The organism is Bacillus testis, assembly GCF_001243895.1.
GTDB classification, from domain to species: domain Bacteria; phylum Bacillota; class Bacilli; order Bacillales; family DSM-1321; genus Bacillus_AD; species Bacillus_AD testis.
The window spans coordinates 533,477-555,418 of the sequence record NZ_LN851186.1 but is presented as its reverse complement, the minus strand read 5'-3'; the positions used below and the strand labels follow the sequence as shown (position 1 = coordinate 555,418).

The window sequence follows — 21,942 nt, the reverse complement described above, 5'->3', positions numbered from 1 at the left end:
CAAAGTAATATAAGTCGCTAATAACGATGCAGCGGAATTAATAAAGATACTTGCATAAAGAAGGTTTGTCTGATCCCAAACAAACCAGTCAAAAAATAGCTGAGCACACCAAAAATTCAATATGGTTAAAGTAAGGCCCCCTATATAACTGGAAAAGTAAGGGGCATTCGGGTTGTAATGGGCAGATAACATGCCATTAAGTATATAGGTACATATAAAAGAGATAATGATAATAGAAGCAAAGCCCCCAATATGAAACATCCCCATAAGAAAATTAATAAGAAGCAGTACAAGAAAAGATATCCCCATCGACTGCATAAGGCCAATAAATCTAAACAATATACACTGCCTCCTCAGTAGCCGCCGCCTTTTTTAAACTTTCCTTTAGTCGCTAAAAAAGGAGGGGCTAAAAAAGTAAAGAATAAACCGAGCAAGAACATCAAGAAACATCCCCAAAATATCGCTATGTTCTCGCCCATCAAAAGGGCTAGAATTTGTTCTTCCCCTTTTCTGAAACTTAAATTTCCTATGATGATAAGAACCACCATAAACACACTTAGACCGAGCACCAACTTAGATCCTTGAGGATTAATAAAGGATTTCAACATTTCTCTTCTTTTATAAAAGGAAATACTAAATACGATTAAGTAGATGGCCAACACACTAAAAAAAAGGGTTGAATGCAAGGTTAGACGAAATAATGGAATACAACTCATCACACCTATTGTAATTAACATCAAAAAGACTGTTAGGTCATTATACTTCGTGTCATTGTCAGTCGTATGGCTCCACCAATAACGACATATGCCTATTTCTATAAAGGTAATAAAAGCAACAACTATATAATAAGCACTTGATGGAAATGGAATCGAACCAGAAATGCCTCCAGCTATTAAATTACTTATAACTAAATAAATGACGTTGCTATCTTTAAATGTCTTTCCTCTATCAACCAAATAACTCACCTAACCTCCGTCTACCTTTTTTTAGTTTAGATCCTATTCCGTCGTATAGCTTTTTAAAACCGCGAGCTAGAGCTTGTTTTTTTCTTTTTCCTCCAGCAGTAGAGAAATAAATTGAAGATCCTATTCCAACTAATAAACCTGTTCCAGCACCAATCAATGTTCCTAAGCCCGGAACAGCAGATCCTGCGACTGCTCCTGATAATACACTTGAAAAAATACTACCCGTCACTGCAGTTGCTGCCCCTATGGTCACATCCGCAGAGATGGCTCCGGCAAAATCGGTAGAAGCAAGCCCTTTACTATGGTACTTTCCTTTAGACGAACCATAATCATACCAAGTGCCTGCAGTCGTTAAAGCGAAATTTACTGGTCCGTTCATTTTTAATCCATTGCTTAGTTTCCAATACGTTTTATTCACAGGATTGTGACTCTCCTGCAAAGTAGTCATTGCCTTCTGCTTAATATATGTCCATCTGCTCATGCCATTTGGTTTTAATTTTTTACTTTCCAGATATGCGTTTACTCTTTCGCTGCTTATTCTTCTGGATTTTGGCCCCAACACCTTATCGGTGCCGTCCATTTTATACTCTTTATATTGTTGGTAGAGCTTATTTGCCCATTTGTTCTTTATATTTTCTTTGCCGAATACTTTATAATTCGTACTGCCTTCAATTTTTTCAAACTTAAATCCTGCATATTGAGCCGCTGCTGCTCCCATCACGTTTTTATCAAGCAATATCTTAAGCCCATATGTTTTAAAATCTGATGCAAAGCCTGTTATATGACCGTACATCCCCTTTTCGCCATTCGTTGATTTAAACACGCTGTTCCAAAAAGAAGGTGATGTTTGATTTCCTCCGTTAACGCCACTTCCTTGGCCTGGTGTTCCGGCGTTCCCACCGCCTCCTTGGCCTGGCATTCCGGCGTTAACGCCACTTCCTTGGCCTGGTGTTCCGGCGTTCCCACCGCCTCCTTGGCCTGGCGTTCCGGCGTTCCCGCCGCCTCCTTGACCTGGCATTCCGGCATTCCCGCCGCTTCCCTGGCCTGGCATTCNTTATAACTAAATAAATGACGTTGCTATCTTTAAATGTCTTTCCTCTATCAACCAAATAACTCACCTAACCTCCGTCTACCTTTTTTTAGTTTAGATCCTATTCCGTCGTATAGCTTTTTAAAACCGCGAGCTAGAGCTTGTTTTTTTCTTTTTCCTCCAGCAGTAGAGAAATAAATTGAAGATCCTATTCCAACTAATAAACCTGTTCCAGCACCAATCAATGTTCCTAAGCCCGGAACAGCAGATCCTGCGACTGCTCCTGATAATACACTTGAAAAAATACTACCCGTCACTGCAGTTGCTGCCCCTATGGTCACATCCGCAGAGATGGCTCCGGCAAAATCGGTAGAAGCAAGCCCTTTACTATGGTACTTTCCTTTAGACGAACCATAATCATACCAAGTGCCTGCAGTCGTTAAAGCGAAATTTACTGGTCCGTTCATTTTTAATCCATTGCTTAGTTTCCAATACGTTTTATTCACAGGATTGTGACTCTCCTGCAAAGTAGTCATTGCCTTCTGCTTAATATATGTCCATCTGCTCATGCCATTTGGTTTTAATTTTTTACTTTCCAGATATGCGTTTACTCTTTCGCTGCTTATTCTTCTGGATTTTGGCCCCAACACCTTATCGGTGCCGTCCATTTTATACTCTTTATATTGTTGGTAGAGCTTATTTGCCCATTTGTTCTTTATATTTTCTTTGCCGAATACTTTATAATTCGTACTGCCTTCAATTTTTTCAAACTTAAATCCTGCATATTGAGCCGCTGCTGCTCCCATCACGTTTTTATCAAGCAATATCTTAAGCCCATATGTTTTAAAATCTGATGCAAAGCCTGTTATATGACCGTACATCCCCTTTTCGCCATTCGTTGATTTAAACACGCTGTTCCAAAAAGAAGGTGATGTTTGATTTCCTCCGTTAACGCCACTTCCTTGGCCTGGTGTTCCGGCGTTCCCACCGCCTCCTTGGCCTGGCATTCCGGCGTTAACGCCACTTCCTTGGCCTGGTGTTCCGGCGTTCCCACCGCCTCCTTGGCCTGGCGTTCCGGCGTTCCCGCCGCCTCCTTGACCTGGCATTCCGGCATTCCCGCCGCTTCCCTGGCCTGGCATTCCGGTATTCCCGCCGCTTCCTTGACCTGGCATTCCGGCATTCCCGCCGCTTCCTTGACCTGGCATTCCGGCATTCCCGCCGCTTCCTTGACCTGGCATTCCGGCATTCCCGCCGCTTCCTTGACCTGGTGTTCCGGCATTCCCGCCGCTTCCTTGACCTGGCATTCCGGCATTCCCGCCGCCTACTTGGCCTGGTGTTCCGGCATTCCCGCCGCCTACTTGGCCTGACGTTCCGGCATTCCCGCCGGGCCCTGTCCCGCTCCCAATACTAGTTCCTGGAGTGATAGGGTTGCCTGTTTTTATAGAAGGCATTGAAAAATTAATCGATGGTACAGTAATAGGCGCATTCGGGATGATAAAAACTCCGTTTTGATCAGGAAGCGGCGGCCAAATCACCTGTCCGGATGATAATCCAGTTTTTCCTGGGGTAATTGCTTTTCCTTGAGTAATTGCTTTTCCTGGCGTGTATACTTTTCCAGGAACAATGAATTTACCGCCAGTTATCGGCTTTCCACCTTTAATTGCTGTTCCGGGAGTAATGGGTTTACCTGGTGAAATAAAACTGCCAGCATACGTAGTACAAGGTAGAAAAGTCCAGAACGCAAGTATCATTACCAATAATAGAATGGTAATTCGGTTCAAGGTCTGTACTTTCATCCTGCCTCTCCTTTTTACTCAATATTTTGTTTATATTTTTGTTCCAAAGCATTCAATGCCTCTGCATACCCCTGATCATTCAGGGCTTTTAATTCCGTTTCAAAACGGCTAATTTCCTCATCAATCCATTGATGATATTCCTTATTTTTTTGTTCCAAAACATCTCGGGTCTCTTTGCTTAATTTCCCGTATCGTTGAAGAACACCTATAATCAAACTTATTTTCGTTTCTTCAAATGTAGATGTTGCTTCTTCATGGGCTATATACGCAAAAATATCTATATTATTTTGTATGTGTTTACCTTCAAGATTTTGTTTCCCTAGTTTTCTCCATTCATTCCAGCTTTCCGTAACCTCTTTTAAATGAGAGAGTTCTTCATTCAGTTGTGCTGGATCAGTGACATTTGAATAAAGGCCATCTGTTGCTCTTGCAATCTCTTTCAATTCATTTTGTCCTTTACTGTCTACGTCAAAGCCAATTACATTGACAATCGGAATAGTATCGGATGTAAACAACTTTTTGGCTGCCTCGATAGGCTGATCTCCACAAGTGGAAACGCCGTCACTGACTAAATAGACTATATTCGTATTTGTCTTCCCATCAAAAGAAGCCAGATCCTTTAAAGCTTCTGTTAAAGCCAAGCCTGTTGGGGTCCATCCCGTAGGTTTAATGTTGCCCAAAGCTAATTCAAAACTAGTTTGATCGTAAGCAGATAGCGGATATGCCAATTCTGTGCTGCTGCATGAAAGTTCCTTGTCGGATTCAGCGTTGCTTCCTTTATTGCCGTATACACGAATGCCTACTCTAGCTTCCTTTGGCAGTTCTTGCACAAATGATCGAATAGCGTCTTTCGCTGCAGCCATTTTGTTTGAACCACCCGCATTTTGCGCCATACTACCAGAAGCATCCAATAAAATTTCAACATTTAAGTTTTCTTTAAATTGATACCTTGGATTACTGATAGATGGATCGCCTATCGATTGAAAGCGCAGCTTTCGGATCATTTCCTCAGGTCCTTTATACTCATTTTGGGCCATCTTTAGCAATTTTCGATAAAATTGATCTATTTTCTCATCAGAAGGATTTTTAGAGATATCCGGCAAATCCTGAAAAGATTGAATAATATGTTCTTCATCTTCTTTGTTAAAATTGGTTGGTATATCGTAAAATTCACCTACCGGCCTTTGCTCTAATTCAGTATAGGAAGTTGGCAAAGGAGGCTCTTCTATAGAATCAGAATCCTCTTGAGCTTCTTCGCTTTTGTTTTTTTTCTGATGAACTATTTTGGTTTTCGGTTCACCTTTTGTTTGACTGTCTTGTTCTTGACTGCAACCGCCCGATACTAAAAGGAGTAGAGCCAGAATAGTTACAACAATTGGATTCCTCATAATAACCTCTTACTTTCCTATTATTTGACCATCCTTAGCCTACCATTTGTGTGATTTTATCGATGATTTTACCAATAAGGCCGGTTATACCGTTTTCCTGTTTGCTTACCGCGGTCGACACAATTCCCAATACTAAAATCAGCAACGCTGCAAGGCCAAGCCATTCTAATGATTGTGCGCCTCTTTCATTTTTCACCGGATACATTACCTTCACCCAAACTGTTTGCATCATATTTTTCATTTTCATTCTCCTTTTTATTTTTTATTTGAATAAATCAAACAAATTACTATTATCATTAAACATATTTATAATCATCAACCCCGCAATTAGGAGTAGAGCTGAGGGCATAACCAAGAAAGTGGTAATAAGTGTAACTTTCGGAGAAGCTTTTGCCGCTTTTTCCTTTACTCTTTCTTTTTTTATTTTTCTCATTTCCTCAGATTGTTGTTTGAATGTCTTGGAGATAGGCACGCCGAGCCGTTCACCTTGAATTAGGGATTTAATCAGCAATTGAAATTCGTTACTATCATTACGGACCAAAAGTGTCTTGTAAGCTTCAGGCCTTGGCACTCCCACATCTGTTTCCTGTATGAATCTACCGAACTCTTCTTTTATGGGGCCCTCAAAAAATGGTGTAATATCTCTTAAGGCTTGATCAAGCCCCACCCCCGCTTGCAATGTAACACTCATCGTATCTAAAAAGTCCGGCAACTGATAGGATAATTCTTCTTGTCTTGCCTTTGCTTTGCCCCGAAGCCAAAGCACTACGCAAAAATACGAAATGATTGGAAGTAATATGACAGAAATTTGAGAAAACGGGAACTGTAATATTAAGCCAATCCCACCAACTATGAGACCGATGACTGCAAAAAACATTTTGACGCCTTGAAATCTAGCAACTGTTAATTCATAAGGGAATCCTGCCTGCATTAGTAACCGCTGCACATCTTCATTTTCGCTGTAGAAGTTTATTCGTTGACCAAGATCTGAAAAATCATCTGCAAAAGAGAATATCTTTATTAAGATTTTTTCTTTCTTTGTCGCCTTTTTTTCCAGGTTACTTTCCAAACGATGTTTTTCTCTGATTTCACTTCGCAACTCTTCCCTCGTTAAGAAAAATTTATAAAAATAGCGGAAAGAGATTGCGAGGAAAGAGAGTATAAGCAATAGTAAAATAAAGATTAGACCATCCACATTCTCACACCCTTATATTTGTGACCTTTCTGACTAAAACGAAGGTAAGAACTGTGCCCGCTAGGAAGAGTGCAAATAGCACAGCGCCGATTCCTGTAAATAAAGGATCTAAAAAGCCATCAATTACATTATTCATCATAAGTACCAGGAAAATCGGGATCACCGGAACAATGTAAGCTACATATCTTTGTTCGGCGGTCATTGTTTTTATTTCTTGCAACAGTATTTTTCTTTCTTCGAGGGTTTGTCCCATTTCATCCAATACAGCAAAAAGATTTCCTCCCGCTTTTTTTTGGATAAGCAAAGTCGCTACGAATAAACGAAACTCTCGGCTATCAATCCTTTTCTCCATGGATTTCAACGCCACATTAAAATCAATTCCTAGAGCTAACTCATTTGCCATTCTCTTGAACTCTACTTTAGCTGGCAAGCTGACTTCCTGGGCGACTAGATTTATACTCTGCGTCAATGTCATTCCAGATCTAGTGCCATTAGCAAGCGTTCTGCAAATTTCCGGTAGTTGTTCAACCATCTTTTCTTTCATCTTACTTTTTCTGTAGAGGAAGAATATCCGCTTACTGCCTTCCAAAATGAGAAGGGCTATTATTATATTCATCGGAAAGGTAATACTAAAAAAATTATTCAGCAGCATAATTAAACCCATCCAAGCAACAAATTGGAAAACGATATATTCTGATGGGGTAATGGATAGGCTGCTTTCCGTTAATTTGCTATGAAGCGGCGAAGCCATTTCTGATTGATCAAAGCGATCTCCTAATAAAACAATGGTGCTTTTTCTTTTAGCCCCATCGTTATATAGCCGATTAACTCTTTTTCTCCATTCTCTTTTTTCTTTCCGATAATCCAGATATAAATAACCCATTATAATGGCTGCAAATACGGAAAGAGTAGTCAGAACACTGGCCGTCATAAGTTCACTTCCTTGTATAATTCACTAAAAGTTGCCTCTGGGATGTTAATGCCAAAATAAGCAAAGCGTTCAAGGCATTTTGGGACATACCCTGTCGGTGTAAAGTATCCTTCAATTTGGCCATCTTTCGTCATTCCAGTTCTCTTATATATAAAAATATCTTTTACTGTATGAGAACCATCCTCCCTTTTACAAATTTCAGAAATAGAAACTACTTTTCTCGTTCCGTCTGTTAACCTCGTTGCTTGAACAATGATATCCAAAGCCCCTACAATATAATCCCTGATTACATGGCTGGGAAGTTCCATTCCTGCCATAACTACCATGGCTTCTACCCTTCTCAGAGCATCCTCGGGCGAGTTTGCATGCACAGTTGTAATGGAGCCTTCATGGCCTGTGTTCATTGCCTGCAACATATCGAATGCTTCTCCGCTCCGTACCTCTCCGACGATAATTCGATCCGGCCTCATCCGTAACGCATTCCGGACAAGCTGCCGGATGGAGATTTCACCTTTCCCTTCCACATTCGCGGGGCGGGCCTCCATCCCAATCACATTTGGCCTGTTCAGGCGTAACTCTGCAGAATCTTCAATGGTTAAAACCCTTTCTCCTGGTGGAATGGCAGTAGCTATTACATTTAATAGGGAGGTTTTACCCGAACCAGTCCCGCCAGAGATCAAAACATTCAGCTTAGACTTTACAACTGCTTCCAAAAATTTTGCCATTGCAGAAGTGAGTGTATTGAAGTTCAGGAAATCCTGCATTTCAAATGGCTTTTGGCGAAATTTCCGTATCGAAACCAATGTCCCATTCAAGCTCACCGGGGATATGACCGCATTTACTCGGCTGCCATCAGGCAATCGGGCATCCACCATCGGTGAACTTTCATCAATCCTTCTACCGAGGGGGGCAACGATTCTGTCTACTACATGGCGGACGTGCTCATCATTGCGAAAGGATACATCAATCAATTCCAATTTTCCGTATTTTTCTACATATACTTCATCACTCCCATTGATTAGTATCTCTGTTATCGTAGGGTCGTTAATAAGCGGTTCCAATGGTCCATATCCTACAGATTCATCTAGAATACGGGTAATCAGTATATCTTTATCATGCCTTGAAATGATCACTCTTTCTTCAGACATGAATTGGCTCACAAGCTGTTCAATACGAAGCCGCATTTCCCCTTGTGATAATTGCGTTAGTGCCTCCAAATTTGTATCTCTCAACAGCCTTGCCTTATAGTGTTCAACCAGTTCATCCACTAAATGGTTCTCATATTTATAATCTTTATTCCGTTTGATGCTGGATGCTTTTTCTTTTCTTTTTTCAAATATGGATGTTGATGCCATTATCTAATCCCCCTATTTGACAACAGCCAAAGCCCATTTTTTAACATCTTTAGCAAAAGGAATTAATCTTCTTTCCTTTGTAACCTTACGGATTGGTTCACCCTTATTGATAAATGGCTGTACACCTTTATGGTCCAATCGGATTGCGCCATTAACGGGGAATCTTAGAATAGATTTCAAATCTTTTTCTTGAACCTCATTTTCTCTTGCTACCTTATTGATAAGAATAGAGGCTCGAGAAGACAATTCAATGCCTAATCTGATGCTTAATTCTTCAAACTGCTTCAATGTTTTTAAAGACGGAGTATTCGGATTAAGTATATATATAATTTGATCCGCTTCTTCCAATGCGGTAACTACTTGGGCATTGATATAAGAAGGAAGATCAATGACAACAAAGTCAAAGCTTCTTCTGCAAGTCCTTAAAAGTTTTGCAATGAACTCATCAGATAAAGATTCTGCAACTTCTGCGTCACATGGGCTGAGAAGAACATCCACCTTTGAATCAGGCAGTTTTTGGCACACATTGCGTATATGGCTCTCGTTTAATTCATCTGCAACAGGAAGCAAATCAGCAATAGACCTTGTAGAGTCAATTGATAACATCGTCTCTATTCCGCCAAATTGTAAATTCAAATCAATTAAAATGACTTCGGCATTCAATTCTAACTTCAGTGTCTGGGCAAACGTTGAAGCTAGCAGGGATTTCCCAGATCCGCCATTGCTGCTGAAAAAGGAAAAGATTTGTCCTCTGCCCCTAGAAAAATGGAGCGTTTGTTTGCTGATTTCCACATTTTTTTTATAGTTCGTGCAAATCGTTGAAAATCGACTTATGAATAAACTAATTTCTTCAGGATAGACAAAGAATTCTGTTGCCCCTGATTGGGTTACATTTCTCAAGAGACTTAAATCTCCTACCCTAGCAATAAATATAACCTGAGTAGATGGTGTAGCCATTTGTAAGAATTGAATGCTTTCTACCGACACATCGCTTTCGGGTTGTATATAAATAACAATATCCGGCGTATCTCTATTCACTTCTCTTATTAGTTCATCAGGTGAAATAAGCCTAATTTTATATTGATCACTAAAAGCATTTAATAATTGGCTATGGATTGCCTCGTGCTCACTAACCAAAAATATATTCAAATTATTTTCCATATCCCTCTAGCACCTTTTAATAATTTTGATTTATTTCTTTTTTTATATTTTCTCTTGGGGTAGTAACCTTATTTTGTTGAAGTATTATTTTGTGGAATTTTAGCTTTGGGCTGAGTGTTAGCCTCTGCTGAACTTTGGTTCTTTTGCGTATTTTGATTTTGAGTTGGATTTGTCTTGGGAGGTATATTCGTAGTTGAGTCAGTTATTTCCGCCTTGGCATTGGGATCTTCGCTGTCTTCTTTTCCTACATTAGCCTTTAAAACTCTTACCTTGTCAGCGTAATTTTGAATATGTATCAGTTTGGAGGCATCCTCTATGCTGACTTCTAAAGCCACGCCCGCAAATTGTTTCTTTTCTACTGAGGCATAAGCAACAGGAACATCCCTCATAAAGATTTCGGTTTTAGGCTTATTGTTTTCTTTCGTGGAGATAATAATATCTACTCTATCTAAAGCCTCGATCACTTGATCGAATTGTATTTTTTCCGAAGGGTACATCGCAACTAAACGATGGTTTTCTTCACGAAGATTTGAATATGGTTTAATCATATTTTTGGTTATAACGTCATTTTTGTTTAATGGAACGACTACTACCATGCCCAATAGGTCTTTTTGGGATGTTACATACGATGAATTAACAAATTTATTAGGCACCTCCATAGTTGTTAATTGATTTTTTTCTATCAGTGTTCTTGCTGGTATATCTCCATTTGCTATGTATATTTTTGTCATACCTCCCAAATCGGCATTTAGGTCCTTTACTTTTTGCCAAACCAAATATCCTGCTGTACTGGCTAAAATAAAAGCAAGTAATAAAAAAATGAACGCTCTCTTCTTTGACTCTAGCATCAGACATCTTCTCTCCTAAACTATTAAATAGTGTGAAGCACTCTTCTTTTGTCTCTTATTAACTTATAATCAAAATTAAACATTATTGTAATTAATTTGCCTTTATATACTTAATATTACATGTAATTTTTACCATCTCCTGTAGAACACGTCAAATCCATGTCGAAATTTGTCTGGGAAAATCGCTTCATTTCATATAAAAAGGACACCCTCTGTCTTTTTTTGCATGTGAAAAAAGAGGACTAAAAGCATAATTCCTTTTATCTACGAAAAAGGACTTATGATTCAAATAAAGCACCAATCAAAGAGTATTTTTGCTACCAATCGATTATTTTTAACTTATTTAATCCATTAGAGCGCTATACCATAAAAAAACCCGCCTCTTGCATGATGGCGAGTTAAAGGGCAACTATTCTATTATATATTTTGTATATTTCCGCCTATTACGGTCATGTCAATCTCTGTATCTAAGAGCTCATCAGGATCTTCAAGCTTAAGTATATCTTTAGAGTAAACGGTCATATCAGCCATTTTACCTGGAGAGAGCGTACCCTTTACATCTTCCTCGTTTGTGGCGTATGCGCCGCCGATGGTAAATAGCCTCAGCGCTTCAAACATGGATAATTTCTGGCCTTCATTCCATCCGCCATGCCGTTCCCCAGGGGATCGGCGCGTCACTGCCGCATGGATGCCAAGCAATGGATCGACTGGCTCGACTGGCGCATCCGATCCACCCGCACATAATATCCCGGCCGACAGGAGCGTTTTCCAAGCATATAAGTCTTTGATGCGGGCTTCGCCGAGACGCTGCTGGATCCACGGGAAATCACCTGCTAAAAATCGCGGCTGGATATCTGCGATTATATTTGCAGCTGCCATTTTCCCGACCAGATCATCTCGAATTAATGAAGTATGTATAATTCTGTCCCGGTATGCTACAGCTGGAAATTCAGCCAGCGCACCCAGCACCATATCGAGCGCCTGATCGCCGATTGTATGGACCGCAACAGGCATACCAGCTTCTCTCACCGCCTTGAACATGCTCAACAATTCTTCTTCTTCCTGAATGGCTTCGCCGTAATGCCCCGGATCATCGGAGTAAGGAGCCGATAACAAAGCTGTCCGTCTGCCGAATGCCCCGTCTGCAAACATCTTTACAGCACCGATTTTCAGTGTATCGTTTCCATAGCCCGTCTTCATGTTCCGCGCTGTCATTTCCTGCAGAAACGGATAATCAATCAGCAGATTGCAGCGGAGGGCATGTTCTCCGCCATTCAGCAGTTCATCATACATCCGGTATGTTTGTTCAAACCCGCCCAGATAAAGCGGATCATTGGTGTGGACACTAGTCAGCCCCTTGCTGACAGCAAACTTCATCGCCTGGCCGAGCGCCCCCTTCATCTCATCGTACGTGCGTTCAGGAATATAAGGAGTAACCAGATTGGCCGCTCCCTCCAGCAACAGACCGGTCGGTTTCCCCGTTTCCGGATCCCTGACCACATTGGGGCTTTCCGACTTGTCGCAACCGCTGATTTCCATTGCTTGTGAGTTCACCAGGAAAGCATGGTGGCAAGTCCGTTTCAGATAGAGCGGGCAATGCGGCGCAACCGCATCCAATTCCTCAAGTGTCGGTATGCCGCCGTCTCCGAATAAGTTTTCGTCCCAGCCCATGCCGAGCAGCCATTCCCCTTCTGAAAGGCTATTCGCTTTTTCACGGATCATATCGAGCATGGCAGCTTTCGAGGTAACACCTGTAAGATCCAGATCAAGGTAAAACAGAGCCAGACCGGACATATGCAAATGGCTGTCGATTAATCCCGGTGAAGCCGTCTTCCCTTCCAAATCCACATAGGTAATGCCGCTTCTTCCCCACTGCAGATCCATGTCCTTATAGGTGCCGACATCTACTATTCTTCCGTTTTCAACGACGATTGCTTCACAGATTGGAAAGCGATGATCCAGCGTATGTATAATGCCATTCGTAAAAATCGTTCTGTTCATCCTTTTAAACCCCTTTCGTTTTGAATAGCCTTTCATTCTCCTATTCCCGCACTCCGGCTTAATAAGCTTTCTTACAGAAAAGCCCCGCCATGCAGGCAGGACTTATATTTACGGGTTCATGCCGATTGATTATTCCCATGTTTCCTAATCAGGATAAAGGCCATGATAGTCGCTCCGCATAAGCCATCGATCATATCGAACATCGTATCTTTCGGGTCACGGCCCTGGGCTGTAAAGCTGAATAATTGATCGCCGGCAAACTCCATTAGCTCCCATGCGCCTGCGATCGCGAGCCCGCAAACAATTATGTAAAAAGCAATGAACGGTTTAGGCAATGATTCGGCGCGTTCCTGGCCGATCATATAATTCATGACAAGCCATGCCCCGTATCCCAGCCAGATACCCGAAGTCACATGCAAAAAGTCATCAAAATGATTGACGCTGTACATACCTCCGAACGTGCCCAGCCCTACGGAAACAAAAATGAATGCATACGTCATGCTAGCAAAGACAGACGGAAAAGCCGAACGGCATTTCCACTGATAGGCGGCGATCGCAAACAGAGCCAAAACCGTCAGAATACCCATAAACCCTTTCGTACCATTGCCATCCATAAATTTCAGGATCGTCCAGCCAAGAATAATCAGAGTAACGATTCCCCATATTATATTTTCAAATAGCTTCCCTTTTTTTGTTCTTTGATCTTCCATAGTCTCCCTGCTCCTTTAACTCTGCATTATAAATGTATATTCCCGATCTCCATTTTTTTTACGCTAAAATGGCTCTATAAAAAAAGTAACACAGGAATATGTGCCAGGGTAGAACTATTTATATATATTCAGTAAAGGGAAATCAAAGATCTCTTTATTCCTTATTTGTCCCTTATTTCTTCCAGCAATTTAATCATTACACTATTCTGCTGTTTGATCTCCTTCATCTATAATACCGGATGAACAGAAAACAATCAGTATCAGGGCAATGCCCACAATTAGGCCCATGCTTATTCTCCCTCTGTTTGATTATCCTTATTTTACCACAGGCAATAAAAAAGATGTTTCCTAGAAGGTTGCGTATCCTAGGGAAACACCTTACATTTAGCGCTTGTATATAAAACTTATTTATTTATAAACCTCCTAAACACCCTTATCAAAATGGTTCAACCGAAGTATACTATTATATATAATAACAATATTTTCCATATAAACGGAGGGGTTTTATGAAAATCATACCTTGGCAAGAAGATCGACTAGATGAAATTACTTCATTATGGAATAAGGAAATAGGAAATGATTTTCCCATCCATCAAACGTTACTTCGCCAAAATAGTATGTTGGATAAAAATATTGTAAGGGAAGGAACTCTATTAGCCATTAATCAGGCTAATGAAGTAATTGGTTTCATTGTCTCTAAAATATGGAAAGAAGAGCTTATGGCTCAATCGGAAAAAGAACATGGCTATATACAGGTTTTACTTGTCCATTCGAACTATAGACGCAAAGAGATAGGCAGTATGCTTCTGGACAGAGCAGAAGCAGCACTCGATAGATTACATATCAAAACCATTTATTTAGGCAGCGATCCCTTCCACTACTTCCCAGGCATCCCTACACAATATTCGGTTGCACAAAAATGGTTTGCAGCGAAAGGCTATACAAAAACGGAACAAGTAGCCGATTTGATTTGCAGCTATAAACCTACAGATGAATTACTCCACCCTCTGCCGAAAGATGCACGCCTTACCCTTCTTCAAGAGGGAGATCAAGAATCATTTTTGCACTTCCTCAATCGATGCTTTCCCGGAAGATGGGAATATGAAGCGAAAAAATACTTTGAAATGGGCGGTCGTGGAAGAGAATTCGTCTTATTAAAGAAAGAAAATCAAATGATTGGTTTTTGCCGGATTAATGACAAATCCTCTCCTTTCATTGCCCAAAATGTAAATTGGTCTGCTCTTTTCAATGATGAAGAAACAGGAGGCATCGGCCCATTAGGGATTGATCCCTTGGAAAGAGGAAAGGGATATGGCCTCTCCGTTGTAGAAGGAGGCATATGGTTCTTACGCCAGCGCGGTATATCGAGGATCATTATTGATTGGACCAATTTGATCGAATTTTATCAAAAGCTTGGCTATACCGTTTGGAAAAAGTATGACTTATTCCATAAAGTGAAACCTTAATCGACGGGGGTTTTCATTCTTCCCCCAGCGATTATTAGTTGAACCAATCGGATTCTTACTGGCGCTAAAACTCCCGTGTTGAAGTGGGCGTTTTAGCGCAATAAAGAGTAGAATCATAACTGCTCTTTCTTCTCATTGATAGAATTCACTTGGCCATTGAATCTGAAATCCATCTTTGATGATTTCCCTTTGAAAATCCTTTAAGATTCGATCGTCTTTCCACACTGCAAACGGCGTTTGATCATTCAAGATGCAAAACGCAGCAAGTGCCCCGCATGCTTCCCCAATATTCCATTCAACCGGGTGCAACCGGTAACAGCCATTCGTAATATGGGTCGTGCCGATATTCTTGCCGCCAGCCAGTAGATTCCCTGTATGCTTGGGCAATAAAGCCCCTAGTGGGATATGAAAAGGCAGCGCCGGGATGTCCAAATAATTTCTGCCGTTTAAACTGGGATGAAGGTCGATGCTATATGAGCCAACTCCTACAGAATCCCTGTATACTTTACCCGTCTTCCCTCTCTGAAATTCAGGCGATACATCCATTTCCGTTATGGTATACTGCGCTTTGATCCTTCTGGATTCTCTAATATAAATGCTCTTGGCCAATCCATCTTTTGTCCCTAATACATCTCCCCTTAAAGTCAGTCCTGGATAGCCAAATCCTCCATCTGGACGTGGTGCTTCTGTCTGCAGCCAATAAAAGAGAGACAAACTCAATTGTTTAGCTTGATACAAATGCTTCTTTTTCTCTTCGTTTGTCACGTCATAAACATTGCCGAGCACATAGTCATTCTGCGGCCAATTCAATAATGAAATATCACCTGCATCTTCTAATTGAAATTGTTCAGCCGCAAATATTCTTCTGTAGTTCCAAAGAGGAAAAAAATCTTGGTGGACAAACATTTCATACTGCCTTTTTTGAAGTGTTATTGGGTGAGGGCTATAGAAACTAAGCATCTGATCCGGCCAAAAATCAATCTTATACTCTTTCCAGAATGGATACATATCAGGCTCGGGTATGATATTTTCTTCTCCCGGCCGGTACTCCATTGCCAGTACATGGGTATGTGCCTGAATATTCAAGGGTTCGCTTTCTTCCGTTGCATGAGGTTCTCCTGTTTCTGTCTGTGATTCTGAACCAGTGATATAGTCTGTTCCGGATAAGGCTAGGACTTCGCCTGTATCTGTCGAATCAATCATATAGGTGAACGTAACGGAATCCCTTTGTTGTGTGACTGTATGTTTAATGATTGCGTCAAGCAGCTTTTTTTCTGAGCGATTAACCTTCTCTACCTCGGATTCCAAGCATAATGTCAATTTGCCGCTAATCAAATAGGGAAAAAGCATTTCTTCCAGCACACTGACTGTTACTCTAGGGTCATGACAAAGGAGACTGACTATTCCCTTTCCTGGATTTAATTGTTTTTCATTTTTTACAGCAGGAAAATTTCTTGTATAATAGCTTCTTATTCGATTTCGATATTCCCTATATCGTGCCGTACAGCCAAATTCCTCGATCCAAGGATGTTCATCCGGCGGTACAGCCTGTGCGGATGATTGCCCGCCAACCCAATCTGTTTCTTCCACAATCATCGCCGAAAGGCCTTTCGAACAAACGGCCATTGCAGCTGCACAGCCGCCAAGGCCGCCTCCAACAATTAATACATCAACATGCACACTTTTAACCTCCCTTTCGGATGATTCATTAGTTCTTATAAAGTGAAGCTTTGATCGGCGGGGGCGTTCATCCCCTACCGATCATATTAGTCGAACCAATCGAGTCTTACTGGCGCTTGATTTCCAACTTACACTTCTTCCTTTTCACTCTTGTGTTCAAGTGGAAGTCTTAGCGCTAGTTAGACTGGGATAAAGAGACCGGTTTTAACGTTTTCCCGGATTGATAGGCTGCAAGTGCGGCTTCCATCGCTTTTAGGCCATCATAACCAGTTATGGATGGTTCGCTTTTTTTCTCTGCAATCGACTTTATAAAATCTTGAACCAAAGCAGAATCAATATTATTTCCTGTATATTCGTATTGTAATGTTTTGCCGTTTAATTCTTTAAAAACCTGAATAGAAGAACCAAAAGCGCTTGCTTTAACTGATTTTTTTGTTCCGATCACTTCGATAGCAGCATCTCCCCAGGATGGATATCCAGAAAATCTAGACCAACTGGTATCCAAGGAGGCAATGACGCCATTCTCAAATTCAATCATTAATAATCCTGCATCATCCATTTTCTCATCTGAAAAATATTGATAGCCTACTAATGCAGAAACTTCTTTTATTTCTTTGTTCAAATACCAGCGCATAATGTCAACCATGTGAACGGTATGATCCAGGACGGCTCCTCCCCCTGAAAGCTCTTCTTCAATAAACCAGCCTCCTGGATTTTGTCCGCGATTGACAGCGCGGATGGCCAATATGTCACCCAGTTCCCCTTGATCGATCTGTCGCTTTAACATGTGGATGGAATGGCTGAAACGTACGGGGAAAGCTGTTTGTAATAGCACATTATGCTCTTCGCATTGTTGAATCATTTCCTTGGCGTCCGCTGCATTTGTTGAAAGAGGCTTTTCACATAGAATATGTTTGCCTGCCTTGGCAGCTTGAATGACATATTCTTTATGAAAAGCATTTTCACTGCAGATAATAACTGCTTCAAAGCTTTGCTGCAAAAAAGCATCTAAATCATGAAAATAACTGGTAGAATACTGCCTTGCTGCTTCTCTTCCGCGTTCTTCATTCCGGTCATAAATCCCAGCAATCTCTACTTCTTGCATACTTAGTAAACAAGATGCATAGCTGTAGGCATGCATGTGAGCAAAACTGATGATTCCGACTTTAACCATAAAGCAACTCCTTTATATTCTTTATTTGTTCTTTTAATACTGTATTGAAAGGATATTGAACAGTTAAGATTGCAGATAATGAGTAAGAAAGGTTACTATCCATATTCTCTTCATATTGTGTTTGTAATTCAGTGGAAAAGCTGATGACATTTTGTCTTCCCGACCACTCTAACTCCAATGCTTCCTCGCTTTTCGCTGTTTTTTCATATTCGATTTGGGCTAAAACGCCTTCCGCAAACTTAATTATGATCATTGAATACATCTTCCCGGTTACTGGGTCCTCTGCTCTTTTAGGCACTAAGTGTTGAATGTCCCCAAAAATCAAACTTAAAAAACTGATATCCTCTATTATTTTTTCTGTAGCCGGTTTTTCTAGTTTTCTTTTCATTCGAAAGACGCCCTTATGACCGGGATTCTCTTGCCTTACTAATGTAAAAAAACGGTTACTCTCTTCATATGCGTTCAATTCATGGAAGATTGAAATATTCTCTTGTTGCTGGAGGTTTTGTAAAAGGTAGGTTTCTACTGACAAAATTACATTTTCAAGGTTGATGAATAATTCTGCATTTTCTCGATATAATTCGTCATCAACAATATAAGTTACATGTTTCCCAGGATTATTGGCTACTGACCTAATGTTTTCTGCTGTAATAGAATCATGATGATCATCTACAACCTTTGAACGGCTATCATTCTTTAAAACAATCAATTTCATGGCTTTACTCCTCTCCGTAATCAAACCTGACTTCTTTTCCTATATTTGCAGATTGATAAATCGCAGACAGCATTCTAAGCACCTCTACACCGTCTTCCACGGGAGCGATTGTTTTATTGCCCGTTATACAACATTCGACAAAGTGATTTACTTCTTTATCAAAAGCGTGATCAAAGTCGAAACCTTTAAAATCAATTTGCGGCTGCATATTAAGGATGGTGTCATGTTTTTCCGTAACGAGCAGTAATTCGGGTTCTACCTCTGCCCCGCCTTTTTCGCCATAGATCTTTACTGATAGTTCATCTTCTTTGGCGTGAAGTGTAAAACTTACATCGATCAGCAAGGAAGCGCCATTTTCAAAAACGATCATCGCATTCGCCAAATCCTCTACATCATTCAATCCGGGATCATAATCGGCAGCCTTATAGAAGCTCAAATTTTCTATGTGGCTTCTATTGCCTAAAAGGCTGTAGGTATTCCCTGTTACGGATACTGGCTTAGGTTTCCCCATTAAGTACCAGCATAAATCTACAATATGGACACCCAAGTCTATTAAAGGACCACCTCCAGAACGTTTACTATCTGAGAACCAGCCCCCGGGATTTCCTAAGCGCCTGATTACGGAGGCTTTTGCATAATAGATATTGCCCAAATCATGATTATCAATAAATTTCTTCAGTATTTGAGTATTTGATCCAAATCTGCGGACAAATCCAATCTGCACCGTTTTATTTGAAGCCTTTGCTGCGTTTTCCACCTGAAGCGCTTGTTCCGTATTAATGCTTATAGGTTTCTCAATTAACACATGCTTTCCTGCTTGCAAAGCAGCTATCGCAATTTCTGCATGCGTATTATTCCAGGTGCAGATGCTTATGGCGTCTACTTCCTTATTCGCAAGCAGCTCTTGATAATTTGTATACCTGAGATCTACCTGATAATAATCTCCTTTTTCTTCTAACCGTTTTTCATTGAGATCACAGATTGCCATGAGCTGAACCTTTGGATTCTTTTGATACGCATTTAAATGAAACTCCGAAATGGAGCCCAGACCGATTACGCCAACCTTTAGCATTTGAAATCCTCCTCTTTTTTATTTCTGGAAAGAAATAAGATGGGTCAATATTGTAGATTGTTTGTCAGCCAGGCTCCTATAAGCCATTGAGACCGATTCCAATCCGACGATTTCCTTGAGATATGGGGACACATCAATCCGCTTTTCTTCTACCAGCCTTAAATATTCAGCTAAATTTCTTCCTTCCGTCCATCGAATGAATCCATAAGGGTAATCGATCGCTTCCTTTTCAAAAACAGGATCGTAGCGGCCAGGTCCCCCTGCCCTAGCGATTAACACTTCCGCTTCTTTGGCAAACATGGCGTTTCTCGGAAAACACGGTTCTATATCGCCGACGATGACAATTTTCCCTTTATCTCTTGCCCATGATAAACTTTGGGCGTTCAATTCCGAGTCGTTCCCTCCTGTGCACAGTAATACCGCATCTGCACCTTTGCCTAGATGATGGCTGATCTCTTCACTGTTGCTGAAGCACTTTATATTTTTTCTAGACTGCAATAATTTCGTACGATTATGTACGATATCCAAAGCATATACATCGTAAGCAGCGGCATCTGCTATTTGAGCAATCATCTGCCCAATGATTCCCAACCCTGCCACCACAATCTTCTCTCCAAATTGCAATTTGGCTATTCGCAATGCATGGATGGCAATGGCTCCGATTCCGCCCATGGATGCTTCAGCGTCTGATACTGCATCAGGCACCTTGGCACAGAGTGTTTTAGGGACTAGCAAATAGTCTGAATGCTCTACATAAGGGGCCCCGTAGCAGGCAACTCTATCTCCTGGTGAAAATCCTTCCGTATGTTCCCCGCATTCTTCCACTATGCCGAATGCACTGTATCCAAGCTTTACTTCTTTTTCTCCGCTCCGCTTTACCATAGACAACTCTGTACCTGGGCTAATTGCAGAGAACTTGGTCTTAACCAATAAATATGAGGGCTTGATCATAGGCTTATCATTGTTTATAAGCTGGATCGATTGGTTGCGTGCTACTACTGTTCTCAAAGAGCCACCTCCATTTATGTTATTTGTTCATATTTCGCTGACCGGGATAACTTTCCTTTTAATCTTTCATAAAAGGAATCATGATCCGTTGCCCCCGACAAGTAGAGACGTAATTCATTGCGGACTTCTGCTAATTCATTGGATTCCAAACCCAAATCGGTATACAGACAAAAAGACGGAATGATCTCTCTAAATAATTGGAATCTTGAAGGCTTATAGACCTTTTCCTCCCCTTGTTTTTCGGCAATTCTTTTCACTGCCGGCAGGCTTAGAGTATGGATGCGTATGTACTCCTGAACCTTCTCCCCCGACATGAACGAGACAAATTGTTCCGCAGCATGCTTTCTTGTTGAATGCTTATTGATCGCCAAGCCGATGATCAATAGGATCGTCTTAGGATACTTAAAATAGGGTAGCGGGGCTATATCATATTCAATGGAATGTTTACGGAACTCATTCAAAGTAAAATAAGAAGCTATGATCATAGAAGTTTTATTATCTATAAAAAGTTGCTCGGCATCCCGATTGTTATCAGACAAAAAGGTTTGGAGAATACCCTGCTCTTCAAACATCGTACGGATGAAAGCAGTGCTTTCCAATAATTCTTCATACGGAAACTGAATTTCACCGTCCAAATCCTTTTCAAACTGGACACCGTTCTGCATCATAAAAATAGGCCACCTATTTAATGAAAAGGGATGAAAATACAGACCGCAGACTTTACCATCCTGATCTTCTCCCATTAAGGTTTTTGATGTTTCAAGCGCATCCTCCCATTTCCAGCTGCTGTCCGGATATGGAATGTGGTCCTGATCAAAATGTGCCCTATTGTAGCAAAAGACAATAGGAGAAAAGACAAATGGCTGAACCATCAAGTTTTCCTTTATACAGTCCGACTCGAACGGTTTCTGTAAAAATGAATAGATAGTAGGGTTATATTCCATTGGTTCGAACAAGGATTCACTTTGATCTTTGCATTCATAAAAATCTTTAAAATTGATGGTTACCACATCAATCATGTCATTCATGAAAAAGTCACGAAGGGTTAAATGATAGTTTTCATAGGACAAAGCAATCGTTTTTACTTTTATATTTGGATATTCCTTTTCAAAAAGTCTGATCAGGTCATCGAATTTCACCTCATTCATTAATGAGGGATAATAGCCAACTCTTAAAATGATTGGATTGAAGGGTTTAATTGATACCACTTGATTCCCAATTCTTGATTTTTTGACGATCAATCCTTCTTCCACCAAATCTTCAAGCCCTTTTCTTACAGAGTTTTTGCTTAACTCGTATGTTTCTGCCAGCACTAATTCTGACGGAAGATATTCACCAACTTGAATATCTCCTTCTGCTATTTGTTTTCTTATGGTTGTTTTCATCAATTGGAGCTGTTCCATAAAGATGTCTCTGCTCTTTTTTCCACTCATTCGTAATTTTTCCC

General features: G+C 40.7%; 20 protein-coding genes. 1 reads left to right on the top strand and 19 read right to left on the bottom strand.

The features are described from left to right. Positions 1–353 precede the first annotated feature (353 nt). The 13 genes from BN1765_RS03340 to BN1765_RS03285 all read right to left on the bottom strand — a co-directional run bounded on the left by BN1765_RS03340 (position 354) and on the right by BN1765_RS03285 (position 13,380). Complete coding sequence (locus tag BN1765_RS03340) at positions 354–965, bottom strand: hypothetical protein (protein ID WP_147554142.1); 612 nt, start codon at positions 963–965, stop codon at positions 354–356. After that, positions 949–1,758: a hypothetical protein gene (locus tag BN1765_RS03335; RefSeq protein ID WP_147554141.1), complete on the bottom strand. Its 810-nt coding sequence runs from the start codon at positions 1,756–1,758 to the stop codon at positions 949–951. The genes BN1765_RS03340 and BN1765_RS03335 overlap by 17 nt, the downstream gene beginning before the upstream one ends. Beyond that, entirely contained in the window at positions 1,743–1,991 is a 249-nt protein-coding gene (locus tag BN1765_RS19930; RefSeq protein ID WP_147554140.1) for a hypothetical protein, read from the bottom strand. Before BN1765_RS19930 ends, BN1765_RS03335 begins: the two co-directional genes overlap by 16 nt. A gap of 75 nt (positions 1,992–2,066) precedes the next feature. Beyond that, a complete protein-coding gene (locus BN1765_RS03330; protein ID WP_050613832.1) occupies positions 2,067–3,791 on the bottom strand; it encodes a hypothetical protein in 1,725 nt (574 codons plus the stop codon). A gap of 14 nt (positions 3,792–3,805) precedes the next feature. Further along, positions 3,806–5,179: a vWA domain-containing protein gene (locus BN1765_RS03325; RefSeq protein ID WP_050613831.1), complete on the bottom strand. Its 1,374-nt coding sequence runs from the start codon at positions 5,177–5,179 to the stop codon at positions 3,806–3,808. Between the two features lie 34 nt (positions 5,180–5,213). Further along, positions 5,214–5,420, bottom strand: coding sequence for a hypothetical protein (locus BN1765_RS03320; RefSeq protein ID WP_050613830.1), 207 nt, complete (start codon positions 5,418–5,420; stop codon positions 5,214–5,216). A gap of 21 nt (positions 5,421–5,441) precedes the next feature. Then, a complete protein-coding gene (locus BN1765_RS03315) occupies positions 5,442–6,374 on the bottom strand; it encodes a type II secretion system F family protein (RefSeq protein WP_050613829.1) in 933 nt (310 codons plus the stop codon). A gap of 4 nt (positions 6,375–6,378) precedes the next feature. Next, positions 6,379–7,257, bottom strand: a complete 879-nt coding sequence (locus BN1765_RS03310; protein WP_230199495.1) for a type II secretion system F family protein — start codon at positions 7,255–7,257, stop codon at positions 6,379–6,381. A gap of 44 nt (positions 7,258–7,301) precedes the next feature. After that, complete coding sequence (locus tag BN1765_RS03305; RefSeq protein WP_050613827.1) at positions 7,302–8,660, bottom strand: TadA family conjugal transfer-associated ATPase; 1,359 nt, start codon at positions 8,658–8,660, stop codon at positions 7,302–7,304. A 12-nt stretch (positions 8,661–8,672) separates the two neighbouring features. Continuing rightward, complete coding sequence (locus tag BN1765_RS03300) at positions 8,673–9,821, bottom strand: CpaE/TadZ family protein (RefSeq protein ID WP_050613826.1); 1,149 nt, start codon at positions 9,819–9,821, stop codon at positions 8,673–8,675. A 68-nt stretch (positions 9,822–9,889) separates the two neighbouring features. Then, a complete protein-coding gene (gene cpaB / locus BN1765_RS03295) occupies positions 9,890–10,669 on the bottom strand; it encodes a Flp pilus assembly protein CpaB (protein ID WP_082195404.1) in 780 nt (259 codons plus the stop codon). Between the two features lie 417 nt (positions 10,670–11,086). Beyond that, the gene (locus BN1765_RS03290) at positions 11,087–12,670 is read right to left on the bottom strand and encodes an amidohydrolase (RefSeq protein WP_050613825.1); all 1,584 of its coding nucleotides are present in this window, start codon (positions 12,668–12,670) and stop codon (positions 11,087–11,089) included. Positions 12,671–12,786: 116 nt separating this feature from the next. Further along, positions 12,787–13,380, bottom strand: coding sequence for a DUF2238 domain-containing protein (locus BN1765_RS03285; protein WP_050613824.1), 594 nt, complete (start codon positions 13,378–13,380; stop codon positions 12,787–12,789). Positions 13,381–13,886: 506 nt separating this feature from the next. Here BN1765_RS03285 and BN1765_RS03280 point away from each other — a divergent pair. Next, positions 13,887–14,846 (top strand): GNAT family N-acetyltransferase, encoded by a 960-nt coding sequence (locus BN1765_RS03280; protein ID WP_050613823.1) that lies wholly within the window; start codon positions 13,887–13,889, stop codon positions 14,844–14,846. A gap of 132 nt (positions 14,847–14,978) precedes the next feature. On the opposite strand, the gene BN1765_RS03275 is transcribed toward BN1765_RS03280, so the two are convergent. The 6 genes from BN1765_RS03275 to BN1765_RS03250 form a co-directional block, all read right to left on the bottom strand. Beyond that, the gene (locus BN1765_RS03275) at positions 14,979–16,526 is read right to left on the bottom strand and encodes an FAD-dependent oxidoreductase (RefSeq protein WP_147554139.1); all 1,548 of its coding nucleotides are present in this window, start codon (positions 16,524–16,526) and stop codon (positions 14,979–14,981) included. A 175-nt stretch (positions 16,527–16,701) separates the two neighbouring features. After that, on the bottom strand, positions 16,702–17,700 hold the full coding sequence (locus BN1765_RS03270; protein WP_050613821.1) for a Gfo/Idh/MocA family protein: 999 nt from the start codon (positions 17,698–17,700) through the stop codon (positions 16,702–16,704). After that, the gene (locus BN1765_RS03265) at positions 17,693–18,415 is read right to left on the bottom strand and encodes a hypothetical protein (RefSeq protein WP_050613820.1); all 723 of its coding nucleotides are present in this window, start codon (positions 18,413–18,415) and stop codon (positions 17,693–17,695) included. Before BN1765_RS03265 ends, BN1765_RS03270 begins: the two co-directional genes overlap by 8 nt. A gap of 4 nt (positions 18,416–18,419) precedes the next feature. Then, on the bottom strand, positions 18,420–19,487 hold the full coding sequence (locus tag BN1765_RS03260; RefSeq protein WP_050613819.1) for a Gfo/Idh/MocA family protein: 1,068 nt from the start codon (positions 19,485–19,487) through the stop codon (positions 18,420–18,422). 18 nt (positions 19,488–19,505) lie between these two features. Then, positions 19,506–20,495 (bottom strand): zinc-dependent alcohol dehydrogenase, encoded by a 990-nt coding sequence (locus BN1765_RS03255; protein ID WP_050613818.1) that lies wholly within the window; start codon positions 20,493–20,495, stop codon positions 19,506–19,508. Positions 20,496–20,509: 14 nt separating this feature from the next. Next, a complete protein-coding gene (locus BN1765_RS03250) occupies positions 20,510–21,928 on the bottom strand; it encodes an extracellular solute-binding protein (RefSeq protein WP_069203058.1) in 1,419 nt (472 codons plus the stop codon). Positions 21,929–21,942 lie beyond the last annotated feature (14 nt).